General features: G+C 69.0%; 6 protein-coding genes and 3 pseudogenes. 4 read left to right on the top strand and 5 right to left on the bottom strand.

What is annotated here, in order from left to right; all coding sequences use genetic code 11:
- Nucleotides 1–95 precede the first annotated feature (95 nt).
- The 4 genes from ACEXOX_RS36600 to ngcE all read right to left on the bottom strand — a co-directional run bounded on the left by ACEXOX_RS36600 (nucleotide 96) and on the right by ngcE (nucleotide 5,017).
- Entirely contained in the window at nucleotides 96–1,373 is a 1,278-nt protein-coding gene (locus tag ACEXOX_RS36600; protein WP_406525124.1) for an ROK family protein, read from the bottom strand.
- Nucleotides 1,374–1,664: 291 nt separating this feature from the next.
- Nucleotides 1,665–2,582 carry a carbohydrate ABC transporter permease gene (locus ACEXOX_RS36595; RefSeq protein WP_406525123.1) on the bottom strand — a complete coding sequence of 306 codons (918 nt, stop codon included), beginning with the start codon at nucleotides 2,580–2,582 and terminating at the stop codon, nucleotides 1,665–1,667.
- The gene (locus tag ACEXOX_RS36590; protein ID WP_406525122.1) at nucleotides 2,582–3,505 is read right to left on the bottom strand and encodes a carbohydrate ABC transporter permease; all 924 of its coding nucleotides are present in this window, start codon (nucleotides 3,503–3,505) and stop codon (nucleotides 2,582–2,584) included. The genes ACEXOX_RS36595 and ACEXOX_RS36590 overlap by 1 nt, the downstream gene beginning before the upstream one ends.
- Nucleotides 3,506–3,574: 69 nt before the next feature.
- The gene (gene ngcE / locus ACEXOX_RS36585; protein WP_406525121.1) at nucleotides 3,575–5,017 is read right to left on the bottom strand and encodes an N-acetylglucosamine/diacetylchitobiose ABC transporter substrate-binding protein; all 1,443 of its coding nucleotides are present in this window, start codon (nucleotides 5,015–5,017) and stop codon (nucleotides 3,575–3,577) included.
- A gap of 678 nt (nucleotides 5,018–5,695) precedes the next feature.
- On the opposite strand from ngcE, the pseudogene ACEXOX_RS36580 reads away from it, so the two are divergent.
- Nucleotides 5,696–8,848, top strand: a pseudogene (locus tag ACEXOX_RS36580) (GH92 family glycosyl hydrolase); the annotation flags it as partial.
- Between the two features lie 128 nt (nucleotides 8,849–8,976).
- The gene (locus ACEXOX_RS36575) at nucleotides 8,977–9,924 is read left to right on the top strand and encodes an FG-GAP repeat domain-containing protein (RefSeq protein ID WP_406525120.1); all 948 of its coding nucleotides are present in this window, start codon (nucleotides 8,977–8,979) and stop codon (nucleotides 9,922–9,924) included.
- Between the two features lie 210 nt (nucleotides 9,925–10,134).
- Here ACEXOX_RS36575 and acnA read toward each other — a convergent pair whose 3' ends face one another.
- Nucleotides 10,135–12,876, bottom strand: a complete 2,742-nt coding sequence (gene acnA, locus ACEXOX_RS36570; RefSeq protein ID WP_406525119.1) for an aconitate hydratase AcnA — start codon at nucleotides 12,874–12,876, stop codon at nucleotides 10,135–10,137.
- Nucleotides 12,877–13,140: 264 nt separating this feature from the next.
- Between acnA and ACEXOX_RS36565 the strand changes: the two are divergent.
- Nucleotides 13,141–14,057 (top strand): annotated as a pseudogene (locus ACEXOX_RS36565) (ABC transporter ATP-binding protein).
- Nucleotides 14,054–15,030: pseudogene (locus ACEXOX_RS36560) on the top strand (ABC transporter substrate-binding protein). Before ACEXOX_RS36565 ends, ACEXOX_RS36560 begins: the two co-directional pseudogenes overlap by 4 nt.
- Nucleotides 15,031–15,040 lie beyond the last annotated feature (10 nt).

Raw genomic sequence — 15,040 nt, 5'->3', positions numbered from 1 at the left:
GTCAAGGAGTAAATACTTAACGAGATGACAACGGTGCCATGCGTTAGCTGTGTGAACTCAGCGTGCCCCGTATACGGCAGCGTGCCCCGTATACGTCAGGCAATGGCAGAGGTACCGGTGCCGTCGGCGGGCCGCGCACCGGCGACGGCGGGCACACCGGGGGCCGGCCGCCCGTTCGGCTGCGCCGTCCCCTCGGCGGACCGCGTGCCGTCCAGCAGCGTCGAGTCGCCCATCTCGCTCAGCACCAGCGCCAGCGCGCCGAGCACCTCGGCCCGGCCGCCGAGCGTCCCCGGCACGATCCCCAACTGCCTCGCGGCGCTGGGGATCGCGTACCGCGACACCGACTCCCTTATCGGCCCGAGCACCAGCTCCCCGGCCTCCGCGAGGTCGCCGCCGAGCACCACCCGGCTCGGGTTGAGCAGGTTGCACAGATTGGCCACCCCGCTGCCGATGTGCCGCCCCACGTCCCCGATCACCCGGCGGCAGCCCGGGTCGCCCTCCCGGGCCAGCCGGACCACTTCCGCCATGGTCAGGTCGGGGCCGTGGCTGGGCTGGAGCAGTGGGAGGACGTACCGGGCGGCGGTGAAGGTCTCCAGGCAGCCGCGGTTGCCGCAGCGGCAGACCGGCCCGGACTCGTCCAGCGTGATGTGCCCGATCTCGCCCGCGGTGCCGCCAGGGCCCCGGTAGATCTGGCCGCTGATGACCAGGCCCGCGCCGACGCCGCTGGCGACCTTGATGTACGCCAGGTCGGCGGCGCCGCGCCCGCTGCCCCAGACCAGTTCGCCGAGCGCGCCGAGGTTGGCGTCGTTGTCGACGTACACGCCGACGCCCAGCCGGCCGGACAGCTCCTCGCTCGGGTTCGTACCGCTCCAGCCCGGCAGGATGGCGGTCGAGCCGAGCGTGCCGGACTCCACGTCGATGGGGCCCGGGACACCGAGGCCGACGCCGATGACCTTGCCCGGGCCGACACCGGTCGCCTCGACCAGCCGGTTGACCAGCCGCTCGGCCCGGTCGAAGCCCTCCGCGGCGGAGGCGTCCACGTCGATCGGCTCGGTCTCCTCGGCGAGCACCTGGTGGGCGAGGTTGCCGACCGCGACCCGCAGGTGCGAGTGGCCGAAGTCGACGCCCACGACGATCCCGGCGTCACCGGAGAGCGAGACGCTGCGGGCCCGGCGGCCGCCGGCCGAGGTCGGGGTGACCTCGACGGTCCCGGCGTCCTTCAGTTCCCGAACGATGTTGGAGACGGTGGCCGCCGACAGGCCCGTGCTCCGGGCGATCTCCGCCTGGGTGAGCGAACCCGCCATGCGCACCGCGCGTACGACCCGCTCCAGATTGGCCCGGTGCAGCGAGGACTGCGAACCCGGAGTCTCCATCGACTCATCCACTCCCGCCTGTAGCGCCCGGCACGACGACCGGCCGCCGGCCGGGCCACGTCGACGGGACCCGGCTTGTCTCCAACATGTGAATCTAAGCTGACGTGCCCGGGTCCGGTTCCGTCAAGTCCTCGACCGGGTGCACCGGGCCTGTGGCCAAAACCCGGCCGTCCGGCGGACACCGCGGCGGCCCCCGCGCCCGCGTCAGGGCGGGGGCGGGGGCTGCCGCGCCGTACGGGTGACGGCGCGCCGGTACGCGGCTCGCACCGGCGCGCGCACCGGCTCCCGGAGCTACTTCAGGGCGCCCGCCGTCAGCCCCGCCACCACCTGCCGCTGGAAGATGATGTACGCGCCGAGCACCGGCAGCATGGCGATGGTCAGGCCCGCGAACAGGCCGGACCAGTCGCCCTTGTACCCCTGGCTGACCGCCAGCGCGACCAGGCCCTGGGTCAGCACCTTCTTGTCCGGGTCGCCGACGTTCAGCACCGTCGGCAGCAGGTACTGGTTCCACTGCCCCAGGAAGTTGAAGATGCCGACGCTGATCAGGCCCGGCTTGGCCATCGGCAGCATGACCTGGAAGAACGTCCGCGTGTGGGACGCGCCGTCGATCAGCGCGGCCTCCGCCACCGACGACGGCAGCGTCTTGAAGAACCCGCTGAGGAAGAAGACGGTGAACGGCAGCGAGTACGCGATGTAGACCAGGATCAGGCCGTGGTAGGTGTCCAGCAGGGCCATGTTCTTCATGACGAAGAACAGCGGGACCAGCGCGAGGATGACCGGGAAGCCCATCCCGCCCACGAACAGGAAGTAGAGGAAGCGGTTGCCCGGGAAGTCGAACCGGGCCAGCACGTACGCCGCCATCGAACCCAGCAGCATGGTCCCGATCAGCGACCCGCCGACCACGATCAGCGAGTTGAAGAAGTACTGGCCCATGTTGGCCTTGTCCCAGGCGCGCGCCCAGTTGTCGAAGTGCAGCGCCGACGGCAGGCCCCAGGGCGAGCCGAAGATCTCCCCGTCGTCCTTGAAGGAACTGACCACCGCCCACAGCAGCGGCATGGTCACCAGCAGGCCCCAGACGACCAGGACACCGTGCGAGAAGACGTTCAGGACCCGGCCTTCACCGCTCCCGCCGCCCCGGCCGCCCGTACCGCCCTTGCCGCCCGCGCCGCCCCGGCCCGTCGCGGCCGGAGGCTCGGTCTGCACGCTCATCAGAACTCCAGTCGCTCGCGCCGGCCCAGCCGCATGACGACGGCCGAGAAGATCAGGGTCACTATCAGCAGGGAGACGCCGATCGAGGTGGCGTAACCGGCCTGACCGTCGCGGAAGGTCTTCTGATAGACGTACAGCGGCAGGACCTCGGTGGAATAGTCGGGGCCGCCCGGCCCGACGCTCATGATCTGCACGAAGGCGAAGGCCGACACGTCCAGGGCGAGGATGCCCATGTAGATCCAGCCGGTCTGCACCGTGTCCCAGAGCAGTGGCAGGGTGATTCTGAAGAACGTGTTGAACCGGTTGGCGCCGTCCAGCAGCGCGGCCTCGTAGAAGTCCTTCGGTATGGAACTCATGCCGGCCGAGAAGAGCACGACGTAGAAGCCGACGTTGGCCCAGATCATCGCGCCCATGATGCACCAGAGCGCGGTCTGCGGATCGCCCAGCCAGTCGGGCTGGACGCTGTCCAGTCCGATCGCCTGGAAGAAGGCGTTCAGCGCGCCGCTCTCCGGGTTGTACGCGAACTGGAAGAGCAGGGCGACGATCGGGATCGACAGCACCTGCGGGAAGAAGTAGAGAATCTTGTACGTGCCGGAGCCGCGTACGCCGCCGATGACCGCCTTCTTCCTGCGGCGGCCACCGACGTTGAGCATGAAGGCGAAGAAGATCCCGAGCGAGAGCGTCACCACCGGCAGCAGCAGCAACAGCGTCACACTGTTTCCCACCGAGGCCCAGAAGACGCTGTCCTTGAAGAGACGCGTGTAGTTGTCGAACCCGACCATTTTCATGTCCGAGCTCAGGCCGGTCCAGTCCGTGAAGGAGTAGTAGATCGCCTGCACGAACGGCGATATCACGAAGATCGCGTATATCGCCAGCGGGAGGACCAAGAACCCTGCGATGAAGCGGTACTTACCGTGCTGCATGACTACCGATCCCGTTCTTTCCCGCGACTGCCGTAACGGCCACCGCTGGTGACGCGTGAGATGCACCGGTCAGCGCTTGTACTTCTTGACGCTGCTGTCCTCGCGCGTCTCGTCCGCGTACTTCTGGATCTTGTTGATCGCTTCGTCGGGAGTCATCCGGCCCGCCATCATCTCGCCCAGCGCGCCGACGCCGATCTTCTCCTTCTGCAACGCCACGTACCAGTCCTGGATCCGCGGGTTGACGATGTTCTGGCCGGCCTTCTGCAGCGCCTGCTGCGCCGAGTCCAGGCCCGGGGGCAGCGTCAGGCCCTCCGTGCCGCCGTTGAGCGAGGTGAGCGAGGAGACCTGCTTGATGAAGTTCTGCGAGGACTTCTTGCTGAGCATGATGCGCAGCATCTCCATGCCGCCGGGGACGTTCGCGGCCTGCCGGGGCACGATGTACGGCTCGCCGCCGGAAGCCCAGATCGTGCCGAACGGCATCTTGTCCGAGCCGGAGAGGCTGGACGGCGCGCCGACCGAGAGCTGGAAGTCGGGGTTCTTCTCGATCTGTTTGGCCGACTCGTTCTCCACCCACGACCCGTTGGGTATGAACAGGGCCTTGCCCTCGGCCCAGGCCTTCTGCGACTGGAGGTGGTCCAGGCCGGGCGAGCCCTTGAGGACGTAACCCTTCTTGTACAGCTCGTAGTACGCGTCGAAGGCGGCCTTGACGGCCGGGTCCTTCCAGGCGTTCGGCTCCAGGTTGTCGATCTTCCGGAGCACCTCCTCGCCGCCGATCTTGGCGATGAAGGGGTAGAGGCTGAAGGGCAGGTAGTACGGGTACTTGCCGGGATAGGTCCAGCCGGCGACGCCCTTCCTCTTCGCCTTCTCGCACACGGCGAGCATCTCTTCCCAGGTCTGCGGATATTCCGCGTCGGCGACCTTCTGGAGGTTGGTCTTGGAGTACCAGACGCCGTAGACCGTGTACGCGTAGTACATGATCCAGGTTTCCTTGCCGCCGAACTGGCCCATCTCGACCACGCCGGGGCGCAGGGTGTCGCGCACCTTCTTGTCCGGGTCGTCGATCGACGGCGCGTCGAGCAGCGGGGTGAGGTCGGCCAGCTGGTTCTTGGAGACCAGGGTGCCGAAGTCCATCTGTTCGGCACCGGAGTTGTCCACGAGGTCCGGCGGGTTGCCGCCGTTGAAGCGCGGCTGGAGCGTGGACTGGATCTTCTGGGTGGAGGCGAGCTTGACCTTCCCCTTGGCCTTCGGGAAGGCGGCGACGTATTCCGCCTGGGCATCCTTGGCGTACTTGTCGCCGAATCCGCCGTCGAAGATGACGACGTCGAGAGCGGCGCCGTCATTGACCGCCAACGGATTCTTGGCGGACTTCTGGCCCTTTTCGACCTTCTCCGCGCCGTCACTGCCTCCGCCGGCGCACGCCGACAGCACGCCCATGGCCGGTACGGTGACGATTCCGAGCGCCGTGGCCCGCTTGATCAGGTCGCGACGGCTGAAATCTGAGGTGAATCCCATGCGCAAGTCCTCGCCTTCTTCAGGACTCAGGCGGTGTACCGGAGCCACCCCGGCACCGCAGGTCAGATGAAGCTGAGTTGTACGGGATGTGCACCGGGCGCGCCAGAGATGTGCGGGGCCGATTTCTTGTGCTGCCGCGCAGGTCCACCCGGGTCCGGGACGCCGTTCGCACAGACGCTCGGACGCCGACAGGTATAGTCCACTTCACGTCAACTCGGCAAGATCGTAAGCAAGTTCAGGCCGTCATCTTTCCCGAGTTGAGACCTCGCCGGTATGCACCGCCGCCGCCGCGGACTTCCGGCCGCCGCACACAGGGGCATCCTTGACAACAATGGCCCCACCCACCTTACTTATTCTGCATTATGCAGCTGACAACGATGTCACCATCGTCGGAATGTCGTCTTCGTCGAGAGGTACGCGCGTGCGGCTCAGACACCGGCACAGACCCCTGCCCGGCACGGCCCGCCCCGTCGCACTCGCGGCCGCGGCCCTGCTCGTCCTGACGGCCCCCTCCCCGCCGTCGCGGCACCGTCCCAAAAGCCCCTGGAGCCGAGGACGTTCAGTTCCTCCTTCGAGGTCGGTGATCCGTCGCCGGACTGGCGGGACGCCGTCGAGACCGGGCCGGACGGCGCCGCGAAGACCTCCGGGGTGAGCCCGGAGAGCGGCCCTGGCGCCGGCATGAGCAGCCACCCCGACTCGGGCCCCACCGCCTCCCCCACCGCCAGGACGAACGCGGGCTTCAGCGGGCTGCGGGCCCTGCGGTACGCGGGGACGCACACCGCGGCCGGCCGTGGCCACTCGTACAACAAGGTCTTCGACGTCGACGTGCCCGTCACCCGCGCTACGTCCCTCTCGTACAAGGTCTTCCCCGAGATGGCCGCCACCGACCTGGGCTACCCCGCCACCCACGTCGCACTCGACCTGGCCTTCACCGACGGCACGTACCTCAGCGAGCTGCGCGCCACCGACCAGAACGGCGCCCCGCTGACCCCGCGCGGCCAGGCCGACGCCAAGACGCTGTACGTCAACCAGTGGAACCACCGCCAGTCGCGCATCGGCGAGGTGGCGGCGGGCAAGACCGTCGACCGCATCCTGGTCGCGTACGACGCGCCCGCCGCGCCGAAGGCCACGCCGGTCTTCCGAGGCTGGGTGGACGACATCACGCTCGGCCCCGAGGCCCGGCAGAAGCCGCCCGCCCACCTCTCCGACCAGGTGGCGACCACCCGCGGCACGAACTCCAGCGGCAGCTTCTCGCGCGGCAACAACTTCCCCGCCACCGCCGTGCCGCACGGCTTCAACTTCTGGACGCCGGTGACCAACGCGGGCTCCACCGACTGGCTGTACGAGTACGCGCGGAAGAACAACGTCGACAACCTGCCCACCCTCCAGGCGTTCGCCGCCAGTCACGAACCGAGCCCCTGGATGGGCGACCGGCAGACGTTCCAGATCATGCCGTCCACCGCCGCGGGCACGCCGGACGCCGGCCGCACCGCCCGCGCCCTGCCCTTCCACCACGCCAACGAGACGGCGAAGCCGCACCACTACGGCGTCACCTTCGACAACGGCCTCACGGCGGACATCGCCCCGACGGACCACGCGGCGCTGATGCGCTTCACCTTCCCCGGCGACGACGCGAACCTGATCTTCGACAACGTCAACAACAACGGCGGGCTCTCCTCGACGCCGCGCGCGGAGTCGTCACCGGCTTCTCGGACGTCCGCAGCAACCTGTCCACCGGCGCCACCCGGCTGTTCGTGTACGGCGTGCTCGACGCGCCGGTCACCGCGGGCGGCAAGCTGAGCGGCGGCGGTGGCCCGGACGTCACGGGCTACCTGAAGCTGCGACCCGGCACGGACCGAACGGTCACGCTGCGCATCGCGACCTCCCTGATCGGCGTCGACCAGGCGCGCGCGAACCTGGAGCGGGAGATTCCGGCGGGCGACTCCTTCGAGCGGGTCAGGGACCGCGCCCGCGACCGGTGGGACGGCATCCTCGGCCGTGTCGAGGTGGAGGGCGCGAGCCGGGACCGCCTCGTCACGCTCTACTCCAACCTCTACCGGCTCTACCTCTACCCCAACTCCGGGTACGAGCAGGTGGGCGCGCGCACCCGGTACGCGAGCCCCTTCTCCCCGCGGACCGGCCCGGACACCCCGACGCGCACCGGGGCGAAGATCGTCGACGGTGAGGTGTACGTCAACAACGGTTTCTGGGACACCTACCGCACCACGTGGCCCGCCTATTCCCTCCTCACGCCCCGGCAGGCGGGGAAAATGGTCGACGGGTTCGTCCAGCAGTACAAGGACGGCGGCTGGATCTCCCGCTGGTCCTCGCCCGGTTACGCGGACCTGATGACCGGCACCAGTTCGGACGTGGCCTTCGCCGACGCGTACGCGAAAGGCGTGAAGTTCGACGCCGCCGCTGCCTATGAGGCGGCGGTCAAGAATGCCACCGTCGCCCCGCCCAGCCCCGGTGTCGGCCGTAAGGGCATGGCCACCTCGCCCTTCCGCGGCTACACGAGCACGGGCACCAAGGAAGGCATGTCCTGGGCGCTGGAGGGTTATCTCAACGACTACGGCATCGCCCGCATGGGGCAGGCCCTGTACGAGAAGACGAAGAAGCCGCGGTACAAGGAGGAGTCCGCGTACTTCCTGAACCGCGCCCGCAATTACGTCAAGCACTTCGACAGCAGGGTCGGCTTCTTCCAGGGCAAGGACGCCGCCGGGAACTGGCGGCTGCCCCCGACCGGTTCGACCCGCGCGTCTGGGGCCACGACTACACCGAGACCAACGCCTGGTCCTTCGCCTTCACCGCGCCTCAGGACACCCGCGGCCTGGCCAACCTGTACGGCGGCCGGGCGGGCCTGGCCAAGAAGCTGGACACCTACTTCGCCACCCCGGAGACCGCGGCGAGGGAATTCGCCGGCTCCTACAACAACGTCATCCACGAGATGACCGAGGCCCGGGACACCCGGATGGGCATGTACGGGCACAGCAACCAGCCGTCGCACCACATCGCGTACGCCTATGACGCGGCCGGACAACCGTGGAAGACGCAGCAGAAGGTCCGCGAGGTCCTTTCCCGGCTCTACCTGGGCAGCGAGATCGGCCAGGGATATCCGGGCGACGAGGACAACGGCGAGATGTCCGCGTGGTACGTCTTCAGCGCGCTCGGGTTCTATCCGCTGGTGATGGGTTCACCCGAATACGCCGTCGGCTCGCCGCTCTTCACCAAAGCCACCGTCCATCTGGAGAACGGCCGCGACCTGGTGGTCGAAGCGCCGCGCAACAGCGACCGCAATGTCTACGTACAGGGGCTGCGGGTCAACGGAAAACCGTGGCATTCCACCGCGCTGCCGCACGCCCTGCTCGCCCGCGGCGGCACCCTGGAATTCGCGATGGGCCCGCGCCCGTCCTCCTGGGGCACCGGCGAGAACGCGGCACCGTCGTCCATCACGCGGGACGACCGGGTGCCCGTACCGGACGGCGACCTGACCGTGCCGGGCAGCAGCCCGCTCCTGGACGACACGTCGGAGACCACGGCGTCCTTCACGTCGGTCCCGGTGTCCCTCCCGTCGGCGGCGCGGGTGACCTCGTACACCCTCACCTCGGCGGCGAAGGGGAGGCGCCCGCCTCCTGGGTGCTGGAGGGCCGGGACCGGCACGGGAAGTGGCGGACCGTCGACCGGCGGACGGGTGAGTCCTTCACCGCGGACCGGCAAACCCGGGTATTCGCGCTCAGAACACCCGGTACCTACACCGATTACCGCCTGCTCCCCTCAAGCCGCGCCACACTGGCGGAAGTTGAGCTGATCGGAGCGACCAAACGGACTTAACCGGCCAATCAATCAGACCATCCGCAAACCAGTTGACATGTGAAGAGCTTGTGCAAAGATCCTGAGCATCCCGCGACGCACCTCATGTAGGTGCGTCGCGCCTCATCACCTGGCAAATGGAGAATTACGTGGCCAAACTTCCCGGCCGTAAGCGCGGGCGCGCCCTGTCGCGTCTGGCTGTCGCGGCGGTCGCCGCCGCCCTGGTCGGCACCAGTGCCTCAGCCGCGGTGGCGGACGCCCCGGCGCCGGTCCCCGCCCCGGTCAAGAAGCTCGACATCGACTCGCTGGCGCAGACGCCGCCGAAGGCCGGAGCCTCGGCCCGCGTCAAGGCCCAGGAAGCGCCGGCCTTCGGCCTCTTCGGCGTGGAGCGCTCTTCCGGCTTCCTGTACCACTACGCCCCGAACGGCACCGGCGGTCTCGACGAGCGCCTGTTCGCCGGGGCCGACTGGGACCTGATCAAGGCCGCGGCCCTGGTCGACCAGAACGACGACGGCATGGGCGACGGCTCCTGGGCCTGGGACTACGCCGGAAACCTGTACTTCTCCGACGCCCAGACCGAGGACGAGGCCCGGACCATCGGCAGCGGCTGGAACATCTACAACAAGGTCCTGTCGCCCGGCAACCTCGGCGGCGGCACCGCCTACGACATCCTCGCCCGCGACGGCTCGGGGGTGCTGTGGCTCTACCTCGGCTACGACAACGGCAAGGTCGACCCGCGCGTCAAGATCGGCGCCGGCTGGGGTGGCTATACCCAGATCTCCGGCAAGGGCGACCTGACCGGCGACGGCAAGGCCGACATCGTGGCCCGGGACGGCTCCGGCGTGCTGTGGCTCTACAAGGGCACCGGCAACTACAAGGCGCCCTTCGCGCCGCGCGTGAAGATCGGCGCGGGCTGGAACGAGTACAACACCCTGGTGACCACCGGTGACGTGGACATCGACGGCCGCGCCGACCTGATCGCCCGTGGCTCCGACGGCAAGCTGTGGCTGTACAAGGGCACCGGCAACGCGTCGGCCCCCTTCGCGCCGCGGAAGCAGCTCGGCTTCGGCTACAACATCTACAGCTGGATGTTCTAGCCCGTAAGGACACCGGCAGCCGGGAGACTCCTGTCGGCCCGCCCGCCGGTGAGGTGATGGTGCGACGCGTCCCCGCGGGGGCGCGTCGCACCGCTGTTTCCGGCGGGCGCGGTGTCCGGCGGCGACACCCCCGTACGCACCAGGGCCGCACCCCGTCCGGGATGCGGCCCTGGTCGCTTCACCCGCTCGCGTACGCGGCGGGCGTGCGGCTTACTTGCGGATCAGCGAGCGCAGCACGTACTGCATGATGCCGCCGTTGCGGTAGTAGTCCGCCTCGCCGGGGGTGTCGATGCGCACCTTGGCGTCGAACTCGACACTGTCACCGTCAGCGGCTCCGCCGCGGGCCGCCTTGACCTTGACGGTCTCCGGGATGCCACCGTCGTTCAGCGCGGTGACGCCGGTGATGTCGAAGGTCTCCTCGCCGGTCAGGCCCAGCGACTGCGCCGAGGCGCCCTCGGGGAACTGGAGCGGGAGGACGCCCATGCCGATCAGGTTCGAGCGGTGGATGCGCTCGTAGGACTCGGCGATGACGGCCTTGACGCCGAGCAGCGCGGTGCCCTTGGCGGCCCAGTCGCGGGACGAGCCGGAGCCGTACTCCTTGCCGGCCAGGATGACCAGCGGGATGCCGGCGGCCTGGTAGTTCTGCGACGCGTCGTAGATGAAGGAGACCGGGCCGTCCTCCTGCGTGAAGTCACGCGTGAAGCCGCCCTCGGTGCCCGGCGCGATCTGGTTGCGCAGGCGGATGTTGGCGAACGTGCCGCGGATCATGACCTCGTGGTTACCGCGGCGCGAGCCGTAGGAGTTGAAGTCGCGGCGCTCGACGCCGTGCTCCGTGAGGTACTGGCCGGCCGGGGTGTCGGCCTTGATCGCACCGGCCGGGGAGATGTGGTCGGTGGTGACCGAGTCGCCCAGCTTGGCCAGCACGCGGGCGCCCTGGACGTCGGAGACCGGGCTGGTCTCCATCGTCATGCCCTCGAAGTACGGGGGCTTGCGGACGTAGGTGGACTGCGGGTCCCACTCGAAGGTGTTGCCGGTGGGGATCGGCAGCGCCTGCCACTGGGCGTCGCCCGCGAAGACGTCCTTGTACGACTTGGAGAACATGTCCTCGCCGATGGCGTTGGCCACGACGTCGTTGACCTCGGCCTCGGAGGGCCAGATGTCCTTCAGGTAGACCGGGTTGCCGTCCTGGTCGGTGCCGAGCGCCTCGGTGGTGATGTCCACCTTCATGGAGCCGGCGATGGCGTACGCGACGACCAGCGGCGGGGACGCCAGGTAGTTCATCTTGACGTCGGGGTTGATCCGGCCCTCGAAGTTGCGGTTGCCGGAGAGCACCGAGGTGACCGCGAGGTCGGCCTCGTTGATCGCCTTCGAGATCTCCTCGTCCAGCGGACCGGAGTTGCCGATGCAGGTGGTGCAGCCGTAGCCGACCAGGTTGAAGCCCATCTTGTCCAGGTAGGGCGTCAGGTTGGCCTTGTCGAAGTAGTCGGTGACGACCTTCGAGCCGGGGGCGAGGGTGGTCTTGACCCAGGGCTTGCGGGACAGGCCCTTCTCGACCGCCTTCTTGGCCACCAGCGCGGCGGCGACCATGACGTAGGGGTTCGAGGTGTTGGTGCAGGAGGTGATCGCGGCGACGGTGACGGCGCCGTGGTCGATCTCGAACACCGAGCCGTCGGCGGCCGTGACCTGGGTCGGCTTGCTGGGCGTGCCGTTGGAGACCGCCGGGGCGTCGGAGGCCGGGAAGGACTCCTTGCCCGCCTCGTCGAGGTCCGCCTCGCTGACGTAGTTGCGCACGTCCTGGCCGAACTGCTGGGCGGCCTGGGCCAGGATGATGCGGTCCTGCGGGCGCTTGGGGCCGGCGATCGACGGGACGACCGTCGACAGGTCCAGCTCCAGCTTCTCGGAGAAGTCCGGCTCGGCGGCCGGGTCCAGCCACAGGCCCTGCTCCTTGGCGTACGCCTCGACCAGGGCGACCTGCTGCTCGGAGCGGCCGGTCAGCTTCAGGTAGTTCAGCGTCTCGTCGTCGATCGGGAAGATCGCGGCGGTGGAGCCGAACTCCGGCGACATGTTGCCGATGGTGGCGCGGTTGGCCAGCGAGGTGGCGGCGACGCCCTCGCCGTAGAACTCGACGAACTTGCCGACGACGCCGTGCTTGCGCAGCATCTCGGTGATGGTCAGCACCAGGTCGGTGGCGGTGGTGCCGGGCTTGAGCTCACCGGTCAGCTTGAAGCCGACGACGCGCGGGATGAGCATGGAGACCGGCTGGCCCAGCATCGCGGCCTCGGCCTCGATGCCGCCGACGCCCCAGCCCAGCACGCCCAGGCCGTTGACCATGGTGGTGTGCGAGTCGGTGCCGACGAGGGTGTCGGGGTAGGCCTGACCATTGCGGATCATGACCGTACGGGCCAGGTGCTCGATGTTGACCTGGTGGACGATGCCGGTGCCGGGCGGGACGACCTTGAACTCGTCGAAGGCGGTCTGGCCCCAGCGCAGGAACTGGTAGCGCTCCTTGTTGCGGCCGTACTCCAGCTCCACGTTCTGCTGGAAGGCGTTGGCGGTGCCGAACTTGTCGGCGATGACGGAGTGGTCGATGACCAGCTCGGCCGGGGCCAGCGGGTTGATCTTCGCCGGATCGCCGCCCAGCTCCTTGACGGCCTCACGCATGGTGGCGAGGTCCACGACGCACGGCACACCGGTGAAGTCCTGCATGATCACGCGGGCCGGCGTGAACTGGATCTCCTGGCTGGGCTGCGCCTGGGAGTCCCAGCCGCCCAGCGCGCGGATGTGGTCGGCGGTGATGTTCGCGCCGTCCTCGGTGCGGAGCAGGTTCTCCAGCAGCACCTTCAGGCTGTAGGGAAGGCGGGCGGAGCCCTCGACCTTGTCCAGCCTGAAGATCTCGTACGACTCGTCGCCCACGCGCAGCGTGCTGCGGGCGTCGAAGCTGTTCGCCGACACGACAGTCTCCTTCAATGCATGATTCGCGCGTACCACCGCAATCCTGCCGTCACAGATCCTTGCCGATCAGCTAAGGTAAGGCTAAGTTAGGCAAGCCTTACTAGCGCGGCAGCGGTACGCCTCCCGGCAGATATCTCGATGTCGAGATAACTCTAGTACATCCCCGCCGCGGGGTCATGCGCGCCCGGCCGCTCAAGACGGGCGGACATCGCCCCCGAACCACCCGAATTCGGCCAAAAGTTAGGTTAGGCTAACCTTCTCTGCGTGAAGGCCGGTGAAGAACTCCCCCAGGCCGCGCAGTCCCGCGGCCACACCCTGACCGCCACGGACATCACCGTGGCGTACGACGGTGTCGACGTCGTGCACGACGCGTCCCTGCGGCTCGCGCCCGGGCAGGTGACCGTCCTGGTCGGCCCCAACGGCAGCGGGAAGTCGACGCTGCTGCGGACCGTGGCACGGCTGCAGCGGGCGCGGAACGCGGCCCTGACCCTCGGCGAGGAGACGGACGGATTCGCCCTCTCCCCCGCGCGTTCTCGCGACAGGTGGCGCTGCTCCCCCAAGGGCGGCCCACACCCAGCGGACTGACCGTCCGGGACGTCGTGGAGTTCGGGCGCTACCCGTACCGGGGGCGCTGGGGCCGGTCCGACCCGGACGGACCCGCGGCGGTGGAGCGGGCGCTCCGCCTGACCGGGGTCGCCGACCTGGCCGAGCGCGGTGCCGAGCATCTCTCCGGCGGCCAGCTGCAACGGGTGTGGCTCGCGGGCTGCCTCGCGCAGGACACCGGCGTCCTCCTGCTGGACGAGCCGACGACCTACCTCGACCTGCGGTACCAGGTGGAACTCCTGGACCTGGTACGGGACCTGGCGGACGACCACGGGATCGCCGTCGGCGTGGTGCTGCACGACCTGGACCAGGCGGCCGCCGTGGCCGACCGGATCGTACTGCTCCGCTCCGGCCGGGTGACCGCCGACGGAACGCCCGAGGACGTCCTCACCCCGCAGCGGCTGACGGAGACCTACGGCATCCGGATCGAGGTCTCCACCGACCCGTCGACCGGACGGCTGCGCACCCGCGCGGTCGGCCGGCACCACACCCGGCGGACGCCGCCCGGCGACACGACACGGAACAGCAAGCACGACGCGCACCACGCGCACAGCGAAAGGCTCGGTGCCCCCTCATGAGACGACTCCTCCTCACCGTCGCCGCGGCCACCGCCGCCGCGCTCACCCTGGGCGCGTGCGGCACCACCGAGCCCGCCGCCGACCAGGCGAAGAAGTCCGCCGGGCACATCACCCTCACCGGCGCGTCCGGGACGAAGGTGGAGCTGGACGGGCCCGCCAAGAAGGTCGTCGGCACCGAGTGGAACGTCGTCGAACACCTGGTCGCGCTGGGGGTCGACCCGGTCGGCGTCGCCGACGTCAAGGGATACAAGTCCTGGGACAAGGCCGCGCCGCTGAAGAACGAGCCGAAGGACATCGGCACCCGCGGCGAGCCGAGCATGGACACCGTCGCCTCGCTCGCGCCCGACCTCATCGTCGCCACCAGCGACCTGCCCAAGGCCGCCCTCACCCAGCTGCGGAAGATCGCCCCGGTGCTGGACCTGAAGTCCGCCGACGCCGCCGACCCGATCGGGCAGATGACGAAGGACCTGGACCTGATCGCCCGGGCCACCGGCACCACGGAGCGGGCCGGCAAACTGAAGAAGGGCTTCGAGGCGAAGCTCGCGGCGGGCCGGCAGGAACTGGAGAAGGCCGGGCGCAAGGGCACCGCGTTCGCCTTCGCCGACGGCTACGTGGACGGCAGCCAGGTCACCATCCGGCCGTACACCGGCGGTTCGCTGGTCGGCGCGGTGAACGAGAAGCTCGGGCTGAAGAACCCTGGACGATGAAGGGCGACCCGGCCTACGGGCTCGGCACCACCGACGTCGAGGGGCTGACCAAGCTCGGTGACGTGCAGTTCGCGTACATCGGCAGCGACGACGACAAGACCAGCAACCCGTTCACCGGCGCGCTCGCCGGCAACGCGGTCTGGAAGTCACTCCCGTTCGTGAAGGCGGGCAAGGTGCACCGGCTGCCCGACGGTGTGTGGATGTTCGGCGGCACCGCGTCGATGGAGTCGTACGTGGACTCCGTCGTCGCCGCGCTGAAGAAGTGACGGCGGGGCG

The organism is Streptomyces sp. Ac-502, from assembly GCF_045222935.1.
GTDB classification, from domain to species: Bacteria; Actinomycetota; Actinomycetes; order Streptomycetales; family Streptomycetaceae; genus Streptomyces; species Streptomyces monomycini.
Note: the sequence above shows the minus strand (reverse complement) of the source record. Positions and strands in the feature narration are given on the sequence as shown.